The organism is Burkholderia ubonensis subsp. mesacidophila (assembly GCF_002097715.1).
Classification (GTDB): Bacteria; Pseudomonadota; Gammaproteobacteria; order Burkholderiales; family Burkholderiaceae; genus Burkholderia; species Burkholderia mesacidophila.
This window is the reverse complement of record NZ_CP020737.1, coordinates 616018-633333: the sequence shown is the minus strand read 5'-3', so window position 1 is coordinate 633333 and position 17316 is coordinate 616018. Positions and strand designations below refer to the sequence as shown.

The window sequence follows — 17316 nt, the reverse complement described above, 5'->3', positions numbered from 1 at the left end:
TGCCGCGCGCGGGCAAAAAAAATCCCGCCACCTGGGCCAGGTGGCGGGACTGATTGAGTAGCGCTACTCAACCCGCGGACACTGCATGAGTGTCCGAGTGGCAAAGCGATCCGCGATTACGGACGGCTGCCGGTCGGGAACGGCCATGCTGCTGCCGGGTTGAGCGCGGTCTTCACGCCCGATGCCGGTGCAACCGATGCCGTCGACGCGGTCGTAGCCGGTGCGGCCTTCTTCACGACAGCCTTCTTCGGAGCGGCAGCCTTCTTCGGAGCTGCGGCTGCCTTCGGAGCTGCGGCTGCCTTCGGAGCTGCAGCCGCCTTCGGAGCTGCGGCCGCCTTCGCGGGGGCAGCCTTCTTGGCGGGCGCTGCCTTCTTAGCAGCAGCCTTCTTCGCCGGCGCCGCCGTCTTCGCAGCGGCCTTCTTCGCCGGTGCAGCCTTCTTCGCAGCGGCCTTCTTCGCCGGTGCTGCCTTCTTCGCAGCGACCTTCTTCACTGCAACCTTTTTCGCAGCAACCTTCTTCGCTGCTGCCTTCTTCGCCGGCGCCGCCTTCTTAGCAGCAACCTTCTTCACCGCGACCTTCTTCGCAGCAACCTTCTTCGCTGCTGCCTTCTTCGCCGGTGCCGCCTTCTTCGCAGCGACCTTCTTCACTGCGACCTTCTTCGCAGCAACCTTCTTCGCTGCTGCCTTCTTTGCCGGTGCCGCCTTCTTCGCAGCAACCTTCTTCACCGCGACCTTTTTCGCAGCAACCTTCTTCACTGCAGCAGCCTTCTTCGCCGGCGCAGCAGCCTTCTTTACAACGGTCTTCTTCGCAACTGCCTTTTTCGCAGCCGGTTTCTTCTTGGCGGTAGCCATGTTTTTTCTCCTTCAGGTTCAGATGAGAGTCAGTTCAAACTACACCCTTCGTCAAAACCCGCTTCCCGCGGACGCTGTTCAGGACGTGCGCTTCGAAGCGGGCTATTCATCGGCGTACGCGGATACCACACGCTTACGCTAATGAATACGGTATGGCGCGCGTGACCATCGGGCCTCGCGCGCCAAATCAAGTCGGTGGCCGGCGCGCCTCGCGCCGCCACCCCAGATCGCTTGATCAAGCGGACCGCCACACGGCTGTCCGCTTTTTCCGGAGGGAAGTTTGCCCATCCCACTGAAGGGTTCGCAAAGTGCCTGTCGTGTCGTTGGGCCGTTAAGGCACCGGGCGTGCTTTGCATCAGGCGTTCTTGCTCCTAAACCTTGCGCCGGCGCCGTGCGGCGGCCGGCTTCTCATCGTCGTGACGTGGTCGCTGCTGCGGGTCATTCCCAGGACAGCGCGCCCCCCGTCTGATACTCGATCACACGCGTCTCGAAGAAGTTGCGTTCCTTCTTCAGGTCGATCATCTCGCTCATCCACGGGAACGGGTTTTCCTCGTTCGGATACAGCGGGTCGAGGCCGATCTGCTGGCAACGGCGGTTGCAGATGAAGCGCAGATAGCTCTTGAACATCGACGCGTTCAGACCCAGCACGCCGCGCGGCATCGTGTCTTCGGCGTAACGGTATTCGAGATCGACAGCCTGCTTGAACAGCTCGCGGATATCCGCACGGAATTCCGCGGTCCAGAGATGCGGATTCTCGAGCTTGATCTGGTTGATCAGGTCGATGCCGAAGTTGCAGTGCATCGACTCGTCGCGCAGGATGTACTGATATTGCTCTGCAGCACCCGTCATCTTGTTCTGGCGGCCGAGCGCGAGGATCTGCGTGAACCCGACATAGAAGAACAGGCCTTCCATGATGCAGGCAAACACGATCAGCGACTTCAGCAGCTTCTGATCCGCCTCGAGCGTGCCGGTCTTGAAGGCCGGGTCCGTCAGCGTATGGATGAACGGGATCAGGAATTCGTCCTTCGCACGGATCGACGCGACTTCGTGATACGCGTTGAAGATCTCGCCTTCGTCGAGACCGAGCGATTCGACAATATATTGATACGCGTGCGTGTGGATCGCCTCTTCGAACGCCTGGCGCAGCAGGAACTGCCGGCACTCCGGCGCCGTGATGTGGCGGTACGTGCCGAGCACGATGTTGTTCGCCGCGAGCGAGTCGGCCGTCACGAAGAAGCCGAGGTTGCGCTTGACGATGCGGCGCTCGTCCTCGGTCAGCCCGTTCGGATCCTTCCACAGAGCGATGTCGCGGGACATGTTGATTTCCTGCGGCATCCAGTGGTTCGCGCAACCGGCCAGATACTTTTCCCACGCCCACTTGTACTTGAACGGCACCAGCTGATTGACGTCAGTCTGGCCGTTGATGATGCGCTTGTCGGCGACATTCACGCGCGCTTCCGAACCAGCAGCGGGTGCCGCCGGTGCGTGCGGTGCGACCGCGAGATCGCCTTCGAAAATGTCACGAGCCTGTTGGGCGGCAGGCGCTGCGGCCTGCATTCCGACAGCCATTCCTGCGGGGGTGCGCATCGCGTTCTGCTGCGCTCCGCTCGCGGGAGTTACGGCAGTCTTCTCGTCATCCCAGTTGAGCATAAATTCTCACCATCAATTTAGAACGGTTTGTACCATCTTTTCCTGAGCGATAAAAGGGTTCGCTCACGAAAATTCCCTTTTTCGATTCGCGTTGCGACCTCGATACAACACTTTGAGCAACGCATCGTCGTTCATGCAGCGCGCGACGTGTGTCGCACATGTATCGCGAGGTGCGCTCGACGCATCGAACGCCGATCGAAACGTGACGCCGTCGGGGCTGCTTCGATCGCTTGTCACTGCCTGCAACGCGCTTGCCGCGTTACAGATTCCTTATCATTTTTTTAGTAGAGAGCGGCGCGCACTTCAACCTTTATCGGTTGCCGTGCGCGCCGCCCGGGGCCTTGCCGAGTCAGTCGCGCCGCGTTACTGGCACGCTTCGCACTCGTCGAAGCCCGGGTCGCCCGGACGCATCATGCACACCGGACCTTCCGCCTCGACCGGCGCCGCATTCACCGTGCCCGCCGACGACGCTTCGCCGCCCGTTGCACCGAAGCCGCCCGCCGCGCCCTGCGCGCCACCACCTGCACCACCGCTCGTCGGCACCGCGTTCAGCGCGCCGTGCGCGACCGTCGACTTCTCGACGTGCGTCGCCGCCATCGTGCGCAGGTAGTACGTCGTCTTCAGGCCGCGCAGCCACGCGAGCTTGTAGACCTCGTCGAGCTTCTTGCCCGATGCGCCGCCCATGTAGATGTTCAGCGACTGCGCCTGGTCGATCCACTTCTGACGGCGCGACGCCGCCTCGACCAGCCACGTCGGATCGACCTCGAATGCGGTCGCGTAGATCGCGCGCAGGTCGGCCGGAACGCGGTCGATGCGCGACAGCATGCCGTCGAAGTACTTCAGGTCGGCGACCATCACCTCGTCCCACAGGCCGCGCTCCTTCAGGTCGCGCACCAGGTACTCGTTGACCACCGTGAACTCGCCCGACAGGTTCGACTTCACATACAGGTTCTGGAAGGTCGGCTCGATGCATGCCGACACGCCGATGATGTTCGAGATCGTCGCCGTCGGCGCGATCGCGACGCAGTTCGAGTTGCGCATGCCGTGCGCGGCGATCCGCGAACGCAGCTCCGACCAGTCGAGCGACTCGGACGTGTCGACCTCGACGTAGCCACCGCGGGCTTCCGTCAGCAGCTTCAGCGTGTCCTGCGGGAGGATGCCGCGATCCCACAGCGAGCCGCGGTAGCTCGAGTAGCGGCCGCGCTCCTCGGCCAGCTCGGTCGACGCGTAGTACGCGTAGTAGCAGACCGCTTCCATCGAGCGGTCGGCGAACTCGACCGCCGCTTGCGACGCGTACGGCGTGCGCAGCAGATGCAGGCAGTCCTGGAAGCCCATGATGCCCATGCCGACCGGACGGTGCTTCAGGTTCGAGTTACGCGCCTTCGGCACCGCGTAGTAGTTGATGTCGATCACGTTGTCGAGCATGCGCATCGCGACGCTGACCGTGCGCTTGAGCTTGTCGTGGTCGAGCGCGTAGCTGCCGTCCGCCTGCTTCACGAGGTGGGCGACCAGGTTCACCGAGCCCAGGTTGCAGACCGCGATCTCGGTGTCGCTGGTGTTCAGCGTGATTTCCGTGCACAGGTTCGACGAGTGGACGACGCCGACGTGCTGCTGCGGAGAGCGCACGTTGCACGGATCCTTGAACGTGATCCACGGGTGGCCGGTCTCGAACAGCATGCCGAGCATCTTGCGCCAGAGCTGCTGCGCCGGGATCTTCTTGAACAGCTTGATCTCGCCGCGGGCGACCTTGTCTTCGTAAGCCGTGTAGGCCGTCTCGAACTCGGCGCCGAACTTGTCGTGCAGGTCCGGGCAGGTCGACGGCGAGAACAGCGTCCAGTCGGCGCCTTCCATCACGCGCTTCATGAACAGGTCGGGAATCCAGTTCGCCGTGTTCATGTCGTGCGTGCGGCGGCGATCGTCGCCGGTGTTCTTGCGCAGCTCCAGGAATTCCTCGATGTCGAGGTGCCACGACTCCAGGTACGCGCAGACCGCGCCCTTGCGCTTGCCACCCTGGTTGACCGCGACTGCGGTGTCGTTGACGACCTTAAGGAACGGAACCACACCTTGCGACTTGCCGTTCGTACCCTTGATATGCGAGCCGAGCGCACGCACGCGGGTCCAGTCGTTGCCGAGGCCGCCGGCGAACTTCGACAGCAGCGCGTTTTCCTTCAGCGCCTCATAGATGCCGTCCAGGTCGTCAGCGACCGTCGTCAGGTAGCACGACGACAGCTGCGAGCGGTGGGTGCCCGAGTTGAACAGCGTCGGCGTCGAGCTCATGAAGTCGAAGCTCGACAGCACGTTGTAGAACTCGATCGCACGCGCTTCGCGGTCGATCTCGTTCAGCGACAGACCCATCGCGACGCGCATGAAGAACGCCTGCGGCATTTCGATGCGGCTGCCGTCGACGTGCAGGAAGTAGCGGTCGTACAGCGTCTGCAGGCCGAGGTAGCCGAACTGCAGGTCGCGGCTCGCGTCGAGCGCGTCGCCGAGGCGCTTCAGGTCGAACTGCAGCAGCTTGTCGTCGAGCAGCCCGGCGTCGACGCCGCGCTTCAGGAACTGCGGGAAGTACTCCGTGTAGCGGGCCGACATCTCGGCCTGGACCACTTCCTCGCCGAGGATCTCGCGGCGGATCGTGTGCAGCAGGATGCGCGCCGTGACCTGGCTGTACGCCGGGTCCTTCTCGATCATCGTGCGCGCGGCCAGGATCGCCGAGTCGTAGACCTGGCTCATCGGCACGCCGTCGTACAGGTTCTTCACCGTCTCCGCGACGATCGGGTCAGGGTTAACCGCAGCGCCGAGGCCGTCGCACGCGGACACGATCAGCGCGCGCAGCGCGTTCAGGTCCAGCGGACGGGTCACGCCTTTGTCGACGACGTTGATGGCGCCGCCGCTCGATTCGACCGCCGGCGCTTCCTCGCCCGCGTGCTGGCGCTCGAGGTGACGCTTCTCGCGGTACAGCACGTACGCGCGCGCGACGTTGTGCTCGCCGCCGCGCATCAGCGCGAGCTCGACCTGGTCCTGGATGTCCTCGATATGGAACGTGCCGCCGTTCGGGCGGCTGCGCACGAGCGCGCGCACCACGTTGTGCGTCAGCTGCTCGACCAGTTCGCGCACGCGTGCCGAGGCCGCGCCCTGCCCGCCATTCACGGCCAGGAAAGCCTTGGTCACCGCGATCGCGATCTTCGAAGGCTCGAACGACACCACGCTGCCGTTACGGCGGATCACCTTGTAGTCGGCGAACGTGGCCTGCGGCGCGAGCGCCTGCGCGCCTTGTTCGGTCCCGCCGAGAGGGCGGCTCGACGCGCTCTCGAATTGGGACGTCGCGTTGTCGGTGGTTTGCATGTGCAAAGCTCCTGGTGTTGGGTGATGCGGGGGAACCGCAGATTAAAACGATCGCTGCGCAATGTGGTGCGCGAGCGTTAAGACGCGAGCGACGCGTCGAGGGGGCCGGTTCGGTCGTCGTGATGCACGTGATCCGGTCTGGTGCTTCGTCATGTGTCCTGCGCCCCGTCGACACTTGCTGCGCTGATCGCGACGCCCGGACCGCCGGCCTGACGCGTCGCCCTGAGAACTCTGTCCGCCGGCGTTGCCCGCCGGTCCGTGCCGTCCGGGTTTGCCCCGCGGCACACACTATATCTAGTGCAGAACTGCTCAACTGGCACCAAGTATAGTGGACATTCGAACGACGTCCAACCAGAGAATTTGCGATAGAGCCCTTGACATCGCGAACGGTCAGACGCGACAAGGCATTCGCCGGGAAAATAGCCCCCGCGCGTCAAAAAACCCCGCGATCAGTGCTGCCGGAAAGGAAAGTATTCGGCAGAAAAACCGGCATCGCTCGCGAAGCGTTGCCAATCGAAGTGCGGGCCGGGGTCGGTCTTGCGGCCCGGCGCGACGTCGGAATGACCGGCGAACGCGGCGACCGGATAGCGGGCCGCGAGCCCGCGCGAGAGCGCGCCGAGCGTCGCGTACTGGGCGGCTTCGAACGGCACGTCGTCCGCGCCCTCGAGCTCGATGCCGATCGAAAAATCGTTGCAGCGCGGCCGGCCGAAGAACTCGGACGCGCCCGCGTGCCAAGCCCGCTCGTCGCACGACACGAACTGCACGAGCTCGCCGTCGCGACGGATCAGGAAATGCGCGGACACCCGCACGCCGCGCAGGTGGGCATCGTAATAGGGGTGCGCGTCGCAGTCGAGTCGGTTCAGGAACAGCGCCTCGATCGCGTCGCCGCCGAATTCGCCGGGGGGCAGGCTGATGTTGTGGACGACGACGAGCGTCGGCACGGCACCCGCGGGCCGCGCCTCGAAGTTCGGCGACGGCGCATGGCGCGCGTCGCGCACCCAGCCGTTCGCGTCGATCGACAGCGACCGCGCGCCGCTCATCGCGAGCCGCGGTCGTTCACGCGCGCGGCGTGGCGCTGCGCGTGCTCGGCGCTGCAGAAGTATTCGCCGCCCGCGGCGACCGCGTCGCCCTTCGGCGCGTGCACGCCGCACTCGGCGCAGCGCACCATCGGCTCGGGAAGCGACTGCGCATCGCCCGCGCGCGCGCCGCCGCCGTAGCCCTGCGCGCCGGCGCCCGGCCCCGCTTCACGGCCGGCGCCCTGCCCGGCCCGCGCCTGCGCCTGCGCCTGCGCCTGGCGCAGCTTGCGCGCGACCCACGAGGTCGCGAAGAACACGAGGATGAGGAGAAGAATCTGTCGCATCGGGAATCAGCCGGTCAAACCACGGAGCGGTGCAGCAGCACCTCGAAAACGAACCGGCTGCCGACATACGCGAGCAGCAGCGCGGCGAACGACACGAGCACCCAGCGCGCGGCGCCCCGCCCGCGCCAGCCCGACGTCCTGCGCGCGACCAGCAGCCCGCCGAACATCAGCCAGGACAGGATCGCGAACACGGTCTTGTGGTCGAGCCGCATCGCGCGCGCATCGACCTGCTCGCTGAACAGGATCCCGGACGCAAGCGTCAGCGTGAGCAGCACGAAGCCCGCGCCGATCAGGCGGAACAGCAGCTTCTCGAGCGTGAGCAGCGGCGGCAGCGTCTCGAGCCAGCTCGCGATCCAGCCCGTCGAGCCGTCGCGCCCGCCGCTTCGGAGCGACTGCAGGCGCCGCTCGACCATCAGCATCAGCACCGCGTGCAGCGCCGCGATCGCAAACAGGCCGTACGCGATGTTCGCGATCAGGAAGTGCAGCTTGAACAGCGGCGCTGCGGCATAAGGCAGCACCCGCACGCCGCCGAACACCAGCGGCAGCAGCGACGCGCCGCACGCGAGCGGCAGCACGAGCAGCCGCAGGCTGTCGAGCGGGAAGAAGAAGCTCTCGATCCAGTAGATGCCGGCGCCGAGCCAGAACATCGCGGACAGCGCGAACGCGAAACCGAACACCATCGCGTCTTGCGGGAAGATCGTCATGTGCAGCAGCACGCCATGCGCGACGAGCGCGGCGAACAGCAGCGCGCGGCCGGGCCCGCTCATCCCGGAGACGGCGGAAGCCGGAACCGGCACGGCCGGCACGCTCGCGACGAGCGGCGACGCCGCGCCCTGGCGGTGCGTGCGCCAGCCGGCGACGGCGAGGCCGCCGTACAGGAATGCGGTGAGGGCATACAGTACAATATCCATGTTCGAAGTTTACACTAGGCCCCCTTCCCGCGACGGCTCCCTTGTTGAGTTCCGCCGCGCCTTCGGGCCCCACTGTCCATCGCTCCCCATGCTCGACAATCTCACTCAACGGATGGCGCGCGTCGTCAAGACGCTGCGCGGCGAGGCCCGGCTCACCGAGGCGAACACCCAGGAGATGCTCCGCGAGGTGCGCCTCGCGCTGCTCGAGGCCGACGTCGCGCTGCCCGTCGTCCGCGAATTCATCGCCAAGGTCAAGGAAAAGGCGCTCGGCGAGGAAGTGATCAGCAGCCTGTCGCCGGGCCAGGCGCTCGTCGGCGTGGTCCAGAAGGAGCTGACCGCCGTGATCGGCGGCGACTACGAGGGCAAGGCCGCGGAGCTGAACCTCGCCGTCACGCCGCCCGCCGTGATCCTGATGGCCGGCCTGCAGGGCGCCGGCAAGACGACCACCGCCGGCAAGCTCGCGAAGCTCTTGCGCGAGAAGTACAAGAAGAAAGTGCTGACGGTGTCGTGCGACGTATACCGCCCCGCCGCGATCATGCAGCTGAAAACGGTGAGCGAACAGGTCGGCGCCGATTTCTTCCCGTCGACGCCGGACCAGAAGCCTGTCGACATCGCGCTCGCCGCGGTCGACTGGGCCAAGCGCCACTACCATGACGTGCTGATCGTCGATACGGCCGGCCGTCTCGGCATCGACGAAGCGATGATGCAGGAGATCGCCGCGCTGCACGGCACGCTGAAGCCGGCCGAAACGCTGTTCGTCGTCGACGCGATGCTCGGCCAGGACGCCGTCAACACCGCGAAGGCGTTCAACGATGCGCTGCCGCTCACCGGCGTCGTGCTGACCAAGCTGGACGGCGACTCGCGCGGTGGCGCCGCGCTGTCCGTGCGCCACATCACCGGCAAGCCGATCAAGTTCGTCGGCGTCGCCGAGAAGCTCGACGGCCTCGAGATCTTCCACCCGGACCGGATGGCGAACCGGATCCTCGGCATGGGCGACATCCTCGCGCTCGTCGAGGAAGCGCAACGCGGCGTCGACGTGCAGGCCGCGCAGAAGCTCGCCGACAAGGTGAAGAAAGGCGGCGACTTCGACCTGAACGATTTCCGCGCGCAGATCTCGCAGATGAAGAACATGGGCGGCCTGTCGTCGCTGATGGACAAGCTGCCCGCGCAGTTCCAGCAGGCAGCCGCCGGCGCCGACATGGGCCAGGCCGAAAAGCAGATCCGCCGGATGGAAGGGATCATCAGCTCGATGACGCCCGCCGAGCGCGCGAAACCCGAGATCATCAAGGCGACGCGCAAGCGCCGCATTGCTGCCGGCGCGGGCGTGCCGGTGCAGGAAGTCAACCGGATGCTGAACCAGTACGACCAGATGCGTACGATGATGAAGAAGCTGAAGGGCGGCAACATGCAGAAGATGATGCGTGGCCTGAAGGGCATGATGCCCGGCCTGCGCTGATTCCGCCCGTCGGCCGGCGCGCGGGTTTTTGCTGTAGCGCGCGCCGCCCGATCTGCTTCATTCTTATTTGTATACCGACTGCCCGCCAGAACTCATGAACCGCGAAGAAGCCCTCCACATTTTCGAACACTCCGAAGAGATTGTCTCGGCGGACGCCGTCAACGCGTCGATCGCCCGGATGGCCGACGCGATCCGCGTCGAGATCGGCGACGCGTTCCCGCTCGTCCTCTCGGTGATGGGCGGCGCCGCGGTGTTTACCGGGATGCTGCTGCCGCATCTCGATTTCCCGCTGGAATTCGACTACATCCACCTGACCCGCTACCGCAACACGACGCAGGGCAGCCCGGAGATGCACTGGCGCGTCGCGCCGCGCGAATCGGTGAAGGACCGCATCGTGCTCGTGCTCGACGACATCCTCGACGAAGGCGAGACGATGGCCGCGATCCGCGACCGCATTCTCGACATGGGCGCGAAGCGCTTCATGTCGGCCGTGCTGTGCGAGAAGACGCTCGCGAAGGCCAAGCCGCTGCACCCGGATTTCTGCGGCTTTGCCGTGCCCGACCGCTACGTGTTCGGCTGCGGGATGGACGCGAAGGGCTACTGGCGCAACCTGCCGACGATCCGCGCACTGACCGCGAACGCCTGACGCCCGCACGGTCCGCATAAAAAAGCGGCGCTCCGGTTCTTCCGGAGCGCCGCTTTTTACATTGGGGCGTCGCCGCGCCTTAAAGCTGGTGCACGAATACGCGAATGCCGCCCAGCATCATCTCGACCGAGATCGCGACGAGCACGAGGCCCATCAGCCGCTCGAACGCGGCGACCGTCCGCTCGCCGAGCCATTGCTGGATCCGCTCGGCCAGCACCAGCGTGACCGCGCAGACGATCATCGTGACCGTCAGCGCGCCCGCCCACTCGAGCATCTTGCCGGGCGCCTGCGACGTCAGCAGCATCACCGTCGCGAGCGCCGACGGCCCGGCCAGCGCCGGAATCGCGAGCGGCACGATGAACGGCTCGCCGCCCGCGCGCGGATCGTTGCCCAGCGCGCCATCCGGATGCGGGAAGATCATCCGCAGCGCGATCAGGAACAGCACGATGCCGCCGCCGATGCGCAGCGACAGGTCGGTGAGGTTCATCATCCGCAGGAAGCGGTCGCCCACGACCATGAAGAACAGCAGGATCACGAACGCGATCCCCACTTCGCGCAGGATCAGCTTCACCCGCCGCTCGCGCGGCACACTCCGCATCGCCGAGATGAACAGCGGAATGTTGCCGAGCGGATCGGTGATCAGCAGAAGGAGCACGGTGGCCGACAGGAAGGTGTATTCCACCGTGTCCTCCGGTCGGCCGGCTTAGCGCGCGAGCGCGGCGCGGACCTTCTCCACGACCGCCGCCGCGGCCGTGTCGGCCGGCAGCAGCGTCGCTTCGGTGTCGCGGCGGCCCTGGTATTCGAGCTTGCCTTCCTTCAGGCCGCGCTCGCCGATCACGAGGCGATGCGGCACGCCGATCAGCTCCCAGTCGGCGAACATCACGCCCGGACGCTCGCCGCGATCGTCGAGGATCACGTCGATGCCGGCCGCGGCCAGCTCCGCGTACAGCGTGTCGGTCGCTTCGCGCACCGCGTCGCTGCGGTCGTAGCCCATCGGGCACAGCACGACCTCGAACGGTGCGATCGACTCCGGCCAGATGATGCCCTTGTCGTCAAAGTTCTGTTCGATCGCCGCGCCGAGAATGCGCGTGACGCCGACGCCGTAGCAGCCCATCAGCATCGGCTGCGGCTTGCCCGACTCGTCGATGAACGTCGCGCCCATCGCTTCCGAGTACTTGGTGCCGAGCTGGAACACGTGGCCGACCTCGATGCCGCGGCAGATGTCGATCACGCCCTTGCCGTCCGGCGACGGGTCGCCCTTCTGCACGTTGCGGATGTCGGCGACTTCCGGCTCCGGCAGATCGCGGCCCCAGTTCACGCCGGCGATGTGATAGTCGACCTCGTTCGCGCCGACGACGAAATCGCTCATGTTCGCGACCGTGCGATCGGCGATCACCTTCACCGGCTTCTTCGTGCCGACCGGGCCGAGGTAGCCCGGCGGCGTGCCGAACCACTCGACGATTTCCTGCTCGGTCGCGAAGCGGTGGTCCTTCAGGCCCGGCAGCTTCGACGCCTTGATCTCGTTCAGGTCGTGGTCGCCGCGCAGCATCAGCAGCCAGATCGTCGGTTCGGCGCCTTCGTTGTCGGTCGCGAGCACGATCGACTTGATCGTGCGCTCGAGCGGAATCCCCATCAGCTCGGCAACGGCCTCGCACTTCGCCTTGCCCGGCGTCGCGACCTTCGCCATCGGCTCGGCGGCCGCGGCGCGCTTGGGCGTCAGCGGCAACGCTTCGGCCGCCTCGATGTTCGCCGCGAAATCGGAGGTCGGGCAGTAGGCGATCGCGTCCTCGCCGGTGTCGGCGATCACGTGGAACTCGTGCGAGAAGTTGCCGCCGATCGAGCCGCTGTCGGCCGCAACCGGACGGAACTCAAGGCCGAGGCGCGTGAAGATGCGCACGTACGCGTCGTACATCTTGCGATACGATTCGGCGAGGCCGTCGGCATCCTTGTCGAACGAGTACGCGTCCTTCATGATGAACTCGCGGCCGCGCATCACGCCGAAGCGCGGACGGATCTCGTCGCGGAACTTCGTCTGGATCTGGTAGAAGTTCACCGGCATCTGCCGGTAGCTCCTGATCTGGTTGCGCGCGATGTCGGTGATCACTTCCTCGTGCGTCGGCCCGATCACGAACTCGTTGTCCTTGCGGTCCTTGAAGCGCAGCAGCTCGGGACCATACTGCTCCCAGCGGCCCGACTCCTGCCACAGCTCGGCCGGCTGCACGGCCGGCATCAGGAGCTCGATCGCGCCGGCCCGGTTCATTTCCTCGCGCACGATCGCCTCGACCTTGCGGATCGAGCGCAGGCCGATCGGCAGGTAGTTGTAGATGCCGCCGGCGACGCGGCGGATCATGCCGGCGCGCACCATCAGCTTGTGGCTGACGATCTCTGCGTCGGCGGGTGCTTCTTTCAGGGTGCCGATAAAGAAACGGGAAGCTTTCATGCGGACGGTTCCAAAAACGGCGCCCCCAGGCGGGGCGCCCGAAAAAGATTCAAGATGAAAAAGCTGCGCGCGGCGAACGACGATCGCGCAGATGACTTGGCAGACAAATCAGGGACAGCTCAACTGGCGCGCCCGGCGCGGATTCGCTCCGTTACGGTGCGCGGCGCCCGTTATCTGTTTATAATCAAAGCAATTTTAAAGGATTCGAAGGTGGTTGTATGCTGGATCGTGAAGGCTTTCGCCCGAACGTCGGCATCATCCTCTTGAACGCGCGCAACGAGGTGTTTTGGGGCAAGCGGCTCCGCGAGCATTCCTGGCAGTTTCCTCAAGGTGGGATCAAGTACGGCGAGACCCCCATGCAGGCGATGTACCGGGAGCTGCACGAGGAAACCGGCCTGCACCCGGAACATGTCAAGATAATCGGCCGCACCCGCGACTGGTTGCGTTACGAGGTGCCTGACAAGTTCATCAAGCGTGAAGTACGCGGTCATTACCGCGGCCAGAAACAGATCTGGTTCCTGCTGCGGATGGTAGGACGCGATTGCGACATTTGCTTGCGCGCGACCGACCACCCGGAGTTCGATGCGTGGCGCTGGAACGAGTATTGGGTGCCGCTCGATGCGGTGATCGAGTTCAAGCGGGATGTCTATCAGTTGGCGCTGACGGAACTGTCGCGCTTCCTGCGCCGCCCGGCGCAGCGGGCCGACAAGCCGCGAGGTCTGCGTCCGCGCTATCCGCGCGTCGTGGATTCGCAGCCCCGGCAGACGTTGACGATTGTCGACACATCGGTGGTCTGTTCCGAGATCGAAGTGGAAGCGAGCACGCTCGACGAGACGCCTCCTCGCCTGATCCTCGGCGAATGACAAGTCGGACTGCATGACCGGGCGCGACCTTGGTGTCGCGCCCTTTTTTTACGAGGAATGCATATTGAAAGCGATTGCTCTCGCGCTCACGTCGATCGCCGCAGCGGCTGCGCTGGCCGGTTGTGCGCATTCAAACGCGCCGTCCAACAAGGACGACAGCGCGTTCGTGTATCTGCTGGACCGTCAGGGGGAATGGAAGGAAAACAAGGTCGACACGCTCCCCGCGCTGCCAACGCCGAGCGACCTGCTGTCGTTCAACGTGTCGCAGAACACGCCGCTCAAGTTCTTCGTCGACGCGAAGTCGCTGGCGGTCGGCACCGACGGCATCGTGCGGTATACGGTGGTCGTCACGAGCCCGGCCGGCGCGCGCAACGTCAATTACGAGGGCATCCGCTGCGACACGTATGAATGGCGCCAGTATGCGGGCCTCAATTCAGATCACGACGGGTGGGACCGCACGGTCGAGAACGACTGGCGCCGCATCGAGAACGGCGAGCTGAACGCGTATCACGCGGCGCTCTACCAGGACTATTTCTGCGCGAACAAGATGCCGCTGGGTACGACGCAGTCGATCCTCGAGAACATCAAGTATCACCGCACCGCGCTGAACCAGCTGCGCTGATCGCGCCGGCCGGCCGAAGCCGCCATGCAAAAAGCCCGCGTTTTCGCGGGCTTTTGTGTATCGACGATCACCGGACCGGACAGGTCACACGAGCACCAGGTTGTCGCGGTGAATCAGCTCCGGCTCCATCATGTAGCCGAGCACCGCTTCGATCTCGCCGCTCGGCTTGCGCTGGATCAGTTTTGTTTCCGCGCTGCTGTAGTTGGTCAGCCCGCGCGCGACTTCGCGCCCGTCGGGCCCGACGCAGGCGATCACCTCGCCGCGCGCGAACACGCCCTGCACGTCGACGATGCCGATCGGCAGCAGGCTCTTGCCGCCCGCCGTCAGCTTCTCGACCGCGCCGGCGTCGATCACGACGTGCCCGCGCACCTGCAGGTGATCGGCCATCCACTGCTTGCGCGCCGCCATCCGCGCCGTGCGCGCGATCAGCTGCGTGCCGATCGCCTCGCCCGTCGCGAGACGCGCGAGCACGTCCGGCTCGCGCCCGCTCGCGATCACGGTGTTCGCACCGCTGTGGGCCGCGCGCTTGGCCGCGAGAATCTTCGTCAGCATGCCGCCGCGGCCGAGGCTCGACCCCGCGCCGCCCGCCATCGCCTCGAGTTCGGGCGCGCCCGCGTTCGCTTCCGCGACGAGCGTCGCGGCCGGGTCCTTGCGCGGGTCGGCGGTAAACAGGCCGGACTGATCGGTGAGGATGATCAGCGCATCGCCTTCGATCAGGTTCGCGACGAGCGCGCCGAGCGTGTCGTTGTCGCCGAACTTGATTTCGTCGGTGACGACCGTGTCGTTCTCGTTGATGATCGGCACGACGCCGAGCCGCAGCAGCGTGAGCAGCGTCGAGCGTGCGTTCAGGTAGCGTTCGCGGTCCGCGAGGTCGGCGTGCGTCAGCAGGATCTGCGCGGTGCGGATCCCGTGCTCGGAGAAGCGGCTTTCATAGACCTGCGCGAGGCCCATCTGGCCGACCGCGGCAGCGGCCTGCAGCTCGTCGATCTCGCGCGGACGCTTGCTCCAGCCGAGCCGCTGCATCCCTTCCGCGATCGCGCCCGAGCTCACGAGCACCACTTCCTTGCCCTGGTCGCGCAGCGCGGCGATCTGGGCGGCCCAGCGGCCAATTGCGGCATGATCGAGCCCCTTGCCGTCGTTGGTCACGAGGCTGGACCCCACCTTCACCACCAATCGCTTCGAATCCGCGATGATCGAACGCATCGTGCGCTGTCTCCTGTATGTGATGCCTGGCCCGGCCGGGCGCGATTGAATTCCAGCGCCGGGCGGCTCGCGCCCGGCGCTCACCCGCCGCTCAGGCGTCGGCGTCCGATGCCGCCTGCCCGTCGCGCGCAGGCGTGTCGCGGAAGCGCACGTCCGCCGCAAGGTCTTCCGCCTCGGCCGCGCGATGCGCTTCCGAATGCTCCGTGAGGTAGTCGTAGATCGCATAGCACAGCGCCTCGCAGCCCTGGCCGGTCAGCGCCGAGATCTCGAACACCGGGCCGTCCCAGCCGAAGCGCTCGAGGAAATCCGCGACGCGCGTCTCGCGCTCGTCCTCCGGCACCATGTCGAGCTTGTTGAGCACGAGCCAGCGCGGCTTCTCGTACAGCGACTCGTCGTACTTGCGCAGTTCGCCGACGATCGCCGTCGCCTCCGCGACCGGATCGACGCTTTCGTCGAACGGTGCGAGATCGACAAGATGCAGCAGCACGCCGGTGCGCTGCAGGTGGCGCAGGAACTGATGCCCGAGGCCGGCGCCTTCGGCCGCGCCCTCGATCAGCCCGGGAATGTCGGCGATCACGAAGCTCTTGCTCGGCCCGACGCGCACGACGCCGAGATTCGGGGCCAGCGTCGTGAACGGGTAGTCGGCGATCTTCGGCTTCGCGTTCGACACCGACGAGATGAACGTCGACTTGCCCGCGTTCGGCATCCCGAGCAGGCCGACGTCGGCCAGCACCTTCAGCTCGAGGCGCAGCATCCGCCGCTCGCCCGGCTTGCCGTCGGTCTTCTGGCGCGGCGCGCGGTTCGTGCTCGACTTGAAATGCAGGTTGCCGAGGCCGCCCGCGCCGCCCTGCGCGAGCATCACCTTCTGGTCGTGCTCGGTCAGGTCGGCGATCAGCTCGCCCGTGTCCATGTCGTTGATGATCGTGCCGACCGGCATGCGCAGCGTGATGTCGTCGCCGCCCTTGCCGTAGCAGTCCGAGCCGCGGCCGTTCTCGCCGTTGCGCGCCAGGTGCTTCTTCGCGTATCGGTAGTCGATCAGCGTGTTGATGTTGCGGTCGGCAATCGCATAGACACTGCCGCCCCGGCCGCCGTCGCCGCCGTCCGGCCCGCCGAACGGAACGAACTTCTCGCGGCGCATCGACGCGCTGCCATCGCCCCCGTCTCCGGCGATGACTTCGATTCGCGCTTCGTCAATGAACTTCATTCGTTACTCCGCCCAGTATTTTCGCTATTGTGCCGCGCTCAGCCGCGCTTGAACAATCGGCCGTCCGGCCAACTGCCGCGACCGACCGCCTGCGCGGCGACAAAATAAAAAAGGCCCCGCGACAACTGCGGGGCCTTTCGGCTACGAAGCCCGTGGGTGCCTGAACTTAGGCAGCCGCCGGGACGACGATGACCAAATGCTTCTTGTCCGCGCCCTTCGTCGCGAACTTCACGTGGCCGTCGACCAGCGCGAACAGGGTGTGATCCTTGCCCATGCCGACGTTATCGCCAGCGTGCATGCGGGTGCCGCGCTGACGCACGATGATGCCGCCGGCGTTGATCGCCTGGCCGCCGTACACCTTCACGCCGAGACGTTTCGACTCGGAGTCGCGGCCGTTCCGGGAAGAGCCGCCTGCCTTTTTGTGTGCCATCTGATTGCTCCTTTACCGAGGCGCTTACGCGTTGATCGCGTCGATGCGCAGCTCAGTGTAGTTCTGGCGGTGGCCGCCGTGCTTTTGGTAGTGCTTCCGGCGACGCATCTTGAAGATGGTGACCTTGGCATGACGACCGTGCGACACAACGGTGGCCTTGACGGAAGCCCCACTGACCAGCGGCGTACCGAACTTAATCGATTCGCCTTCGCCCACTGCGAGAACCTGGTCGAGCGTGATTTCAGCGTCAATGTCAGCCGGTATCTGTTCTACTTTCAGTTTTTCGCCAACAGCAACTTTGTACTGCTTGCCGCCGGTTTTTATGACCGCGTACATTG

The 17316-nt window shown here is 65.5% G+C and carries 18 protein-coding genes; 5 read left to right on the top strand and 13 right to left on the bottom strand.

Annotation, left to right across the window (positions count from 1 at the left end; genetic code table 11):
* Window positions 1-116: 116 nt before the first annotated feature.
* The 7 genes from B7P44_RS03030 to B7P44_RS02990 form a co-directional block, all read right to left on the bottom strand.
* On the bottom strand, window positions 117-851 hold the full coding sequence (locus B7P44_RS03030; protein WP_084900514.1) for a histone H1-like DNA-binding protein: 735 nt from the start codon (window positions 849-851) through the stop codon (window positions 117-119).
* A 29-nt stretch (window positions 852-880) separates the two neighbouring features.
* Window positions 881-1207, bottom strand: coding sequence for a hypothetical protein (locus B7P44_RS03025; protein ID WP_084900511.1), 327 nt, complete (start codon window positions 1205-1207; stop codon window positions 881-883).
* 82 nt (window positions 1208-1289) lie between these two features.
* A complete protein-coding gene (locus tag B7P44_RS03020) occupies window positions 1290-2501 on the bottom strand; it encodes a ribonucleotide-diphosphate reductase subunit beta (RefSeq protein WP_084900508.1) in 1212 nt (403 codons plus the stop codon).
* A gap of 363 nt (window positions 2502-2864) precedes the next feature.
* Window positions 2865-5843 carry a ribonucleoside-diphosphate reductase subunit alpha gene (locus B7P44_RS03010; protein ID WP_084900503.1) on the bottom strand — a complete coding sequence of 993 codons (2979 nt, stop codon included), beginning with the start codon at window positions 5841-5843 and terminating at the stop codon, window positions 2865-2867.
* Window positions 5844-6292: 449 nt separating this feature from the next.
* On the bottom strand, window positions 6293-6883 hold the full coding sequence (gene ampD, locus B7P44_RS03000) for a 1,6-anhydro-N-acetylmuramyl-L-alanine amidase AmpD (RefSeq protein ID WP_084900501.1): 591 nt from the start codon (window positions 6881-6883) through the stop codon (window positions 6293-6295).
* Window positions 6880-7203 (bottom strand): PP0621 family protein, encoded by a 324-nt coding sequence (locus tag B7P44_RS02995; protein ID WP_084900498.1) that lies wholly within the window; start codon window positions 7201-7203, stop codon window positions 6880-6882. The genes ampD and B7P44_RS02995 overlap by 4 nt, the downstream gene beginning before the upstream one ends.
* 14 nt (window positions 7204-7217) lie before the next feature.
* Window positions 7218-8114, bottom strand: coding sequence for a cytochrome C assembly family protein (locus tag B7P44_RS02990; protein WP_084900496.1), 897 nt, complete (start codon window positions 8112-8114; stop codon window positions 7218-7220).
* 88 nt (window positions 8115-8202) lie between these two features.
* On the opposite strand from B7P44_RS02990, the gene ffh reads away from it, so the two are divergent.
* Window positions 8203-9570: a signal recognition particle protein gene (gene ffh / locus B7P44_RS02985; protein ID WP_076475313.1), complete on the top strand. Its 1368-nt coding sequence runs from the start codon at window positions 8203-8205 to the stop codon at window positions 9568-9570.
* A gap of 94 nt (window positions 9571-9664) precedes the next feature.
* The gene (locus B7P44_RS02980; protein ID WP_084900493.1) at window positions 9665-10216 is read left to right on the top strand and encodes a hypoxanthine-guanine phosphoribosyltransferase; all 552 of its coding nucleotides are present in this window, start codon (window positions 9665-9667) and stop codon (window positions 10214-10216) included.
* A 79-nt stretch (window positions 10217-10295) separates the two neighbouring features.
* Here B7P44_RS02980 and B7P44_RS02975 read toward each other — a convergent pair whose 3' ends face one another.
* Both B7P44_RS02975 and B7P44_RS02970 read right to left on the bottom strand, forming a co-directional pair.
* Window positions 10296-10898 (bottom strand): MarC family protein, encoded by a 603-nt coding sequence (locus tag B7P44_RS02975; RefSeq protein WP_042583062.1) that lies wholly within the window; start codon window positions 10896-10898, stop codon window positions 10296-10298.
* Window positions 10899-10919: 21 nt separating this feature from the next.
* Window positions 10920-12656 carry a proline--tRNA ligase gene (locus B7P44_RS02970; protein ID WP_084900490.1) on the bottom strand — a complete coding sequence of 579 codons (1737 nt, stop codon included), beginning with the start codon at window positions 12654-12656 and terminating at the stop codon, window positions 10920-10922.
* A 54-nt stretch (window positions 12657-12710) separates the two neighbouring features.
* On the opposite strand from B7P44_RS02970, the gene B7P44_RS02965 reads away from it, so the two are divergent.
* The 3 genes from B7P44_RS02965 to B7P44_RS02955 are packed head-to-tail and all read left to right on the top strand — an operon-like array spanning window position 12711 to window position 14141.
* Window positions 12711-12923 carry a hypothetical protein gene (locus B7P44_RS02965; RefSeq protein ID WP_071733213.1) on the top strand — a complete coding sequence of 71 codons (213 nt, stop codon included), beginning with the start codon at window positions 12711-12713 and terminating at the stop codon, window positions 12921-12923.
* A complete protein-coding gene (locus B7P44_RS02960; protein WP_084900488.1) occupies window positions 12875-13519 on the top strand; it encodes an RNA pyrophosphohydrolase in 645 nt (214 codons plus the stop codon). The genes B7P44_RS02965 and B7P44_RS02960 overlap by 49 nt, the downstream gene beginning before the upstream one ends.
* Before the next feature lie 13 nt (window positions 13520-13532).
* Window positions 13533-14141 (top strand): CNP1-like family protein, encoded by a 609-nt coding sequence (locus B7P44_RS02955; RefSeq protein ID WP_084900485.1) that lies wholly within the window; start codon window positions 13533-13535, stop codon window positions 14139-14141.
* Between the two features lie 84 nt (window positions 14142-14225).
* Here B7P44_RS02955 and proB read toward each other — a convergent pair whose 3' ends face one another.
* The 4 genes from proB to rplU form a co-directional block, all read right to left on the bottom strand.
* The gene (proB, locus tag B7P44_RS02950; RefSeq protein WP_084900484.1) at window positions 14226-15344 is read right to left on the bottom strand and encodes a glutamate 5-kinase; all 1119 of its coding nucleotides are present in this window, start codon (window positions 15342-15344) and stop codon (window positions 14226-14228) included.
* A 91-nt stretch (window positions 15345-15435) separates the two neighbouring features.
* Complete coding sequence (gene cgtA / locus B7P44_RS02945; RefSeq protein ID WP_084900481.1) at window positions 15436-16548, bottom strand: Obg family GTPase CgtA; 1113 nt, start codon at window positions 16546-16548, stop codon at window positions 15436-15438.
* A gap of 166 nt (window positions 16549-16714) precedes the next feature.
* Window positions 16715-16978 (bottom strand): 50S ribosomal protein L27, encoded by a 264-nt coding sequence (gene rpmA / locus B7P44_RS02940; protein WP_034206341.1) that lies wholly within the window; start codon window positions 16976-16978, stop codon window positions 16715-16717.
* A 24-nt stretch (window positions 16979-17002) separates the two neighbouring features.
* On the bottom strand, window positions 17003-17314 hold the full coding sequence (rplU, locus tag B7P44_RS02935) for a 50S ribosomal protein L21 (RefSeq protein ID WP_006025184.1): 312 nt from the start codon (window positions 17312-17314) through the stop codon (window positions 17003-17005).
* Window positions 17315-17316 lie beyond the last annotated feature (2 nt).

Coding starts and splice junctions, on each gene's coding strand:
- B7P44_RS03030 (WP_084900514.1), bottom strand. CDS start 851: ATGGCTACCGCCAAGAAGAAACCGGCTGCGAAAAAGGCAGTTGCGAAG.
- B7P44_RS03025 (WP_084900511.1), bottom strand. CDS start 1,207: ATGCAAAGCACGCCCGGTGCCTTAACGGCCCAACGACACGACAGGCAC.
- B7P44_RS03020 (WP_084900508.1), bottom strand. CDS start 2,501: ATGCTCAACTGGGATGACGAGAAGACTGCCGTAACTCCCGCGAGCGGA.
- B7P44_RS03010 (WP_084900503.1), bottom strand. CDS start 5,843: ATGCAAACCACCGACAACGCGACGTCCCAATTCGAGAGCGCGTCGAGC.
- ampD (WP_084900501.1), bottom strand. CDS start 6,883: ATGAGCGGCGCGCGGTCGCTGTCGATCGACGCGAACGGCTGGGTGCGC.
- B7P44_RS02995 (WP_084900498.1), bottom strand. CDS start 7,203: ATGCGACAGATTCTTCTCCTCATCCTCGTGTTCTTCGCGACCTCGTGG.
- B7P44_RS02990 (WP_084900496.1), bottom strand. CDS start 8,114: ATGGATATTGTACTGTATGCCCTCACCGCATTCCTGTACGGCGGCCTC.
- ffh (WP_076475313.1), top strand. CDS start 8,203: ATGCTCGACAATCTCACTCAACGGATGGCGCGCGTCGTCAAGACGCTG.
- B7P44_RS02980 (WP_084900493.1), top strand. CDS start 9,665: ATGAACCGCGAAGAAGCCCTCCACATTTTCGAACACTCCGAAGAGATT.
- B7P44_RS02970 (WP_084900490.1), bottom strand. CDS start 12,656: ATGAAAGCTTCCCGTTTCTTTATCGGCACCCTGAAAGAAGCACCCGCC.
- B7P44_RS02965 (WP_071733213.1), top strand. CDS start 12,711: ATGAAAAAGCTGCGCGCGGCGAACGACGATCGCGCAGATGACTTGGCA.
- B7P44_RS02960 (WP_084900488.1), top strand. CDS start 12,875: ATGCTGGATCGTGAAGGCTTTCGCCCGAACGTCGGCATCATCCTCTTG.
- B7P44_RS02955 (WP_084900485.1), top strand. CDS start 13,533: ATGACCGGGCGCGACCTTGGTGTCGCGCCCTTTTTTTACGAGGAATGC.
- proB (WP_084900484.1), bottom strand. CDS start 15,344: ATGCGTTCGATCATCGCGGATTCGAAGCGATTGGTGGTGAAGGTGGGG.
- cgtA (WP_084900481.1), bottom strand. CDS start 16,548: ATGAAGTTCATTGACGAAGCGCGAATCGAAGTCATCGCCGGAGACGGG.
- rpmA (WP_034206341.1), bottom strand. CDS start 16,978: ATGGCACACAAAAAGGCAGGCGGCTCTTCCCGGAACGGCCGCGACTCC.
- rplU (WP_006025184.1), bottom strand. CDS start 17,314: ATGTACGCGGTCATAAAAACCGGCGGCAAGCAGTACAAAGTTGCTGTT.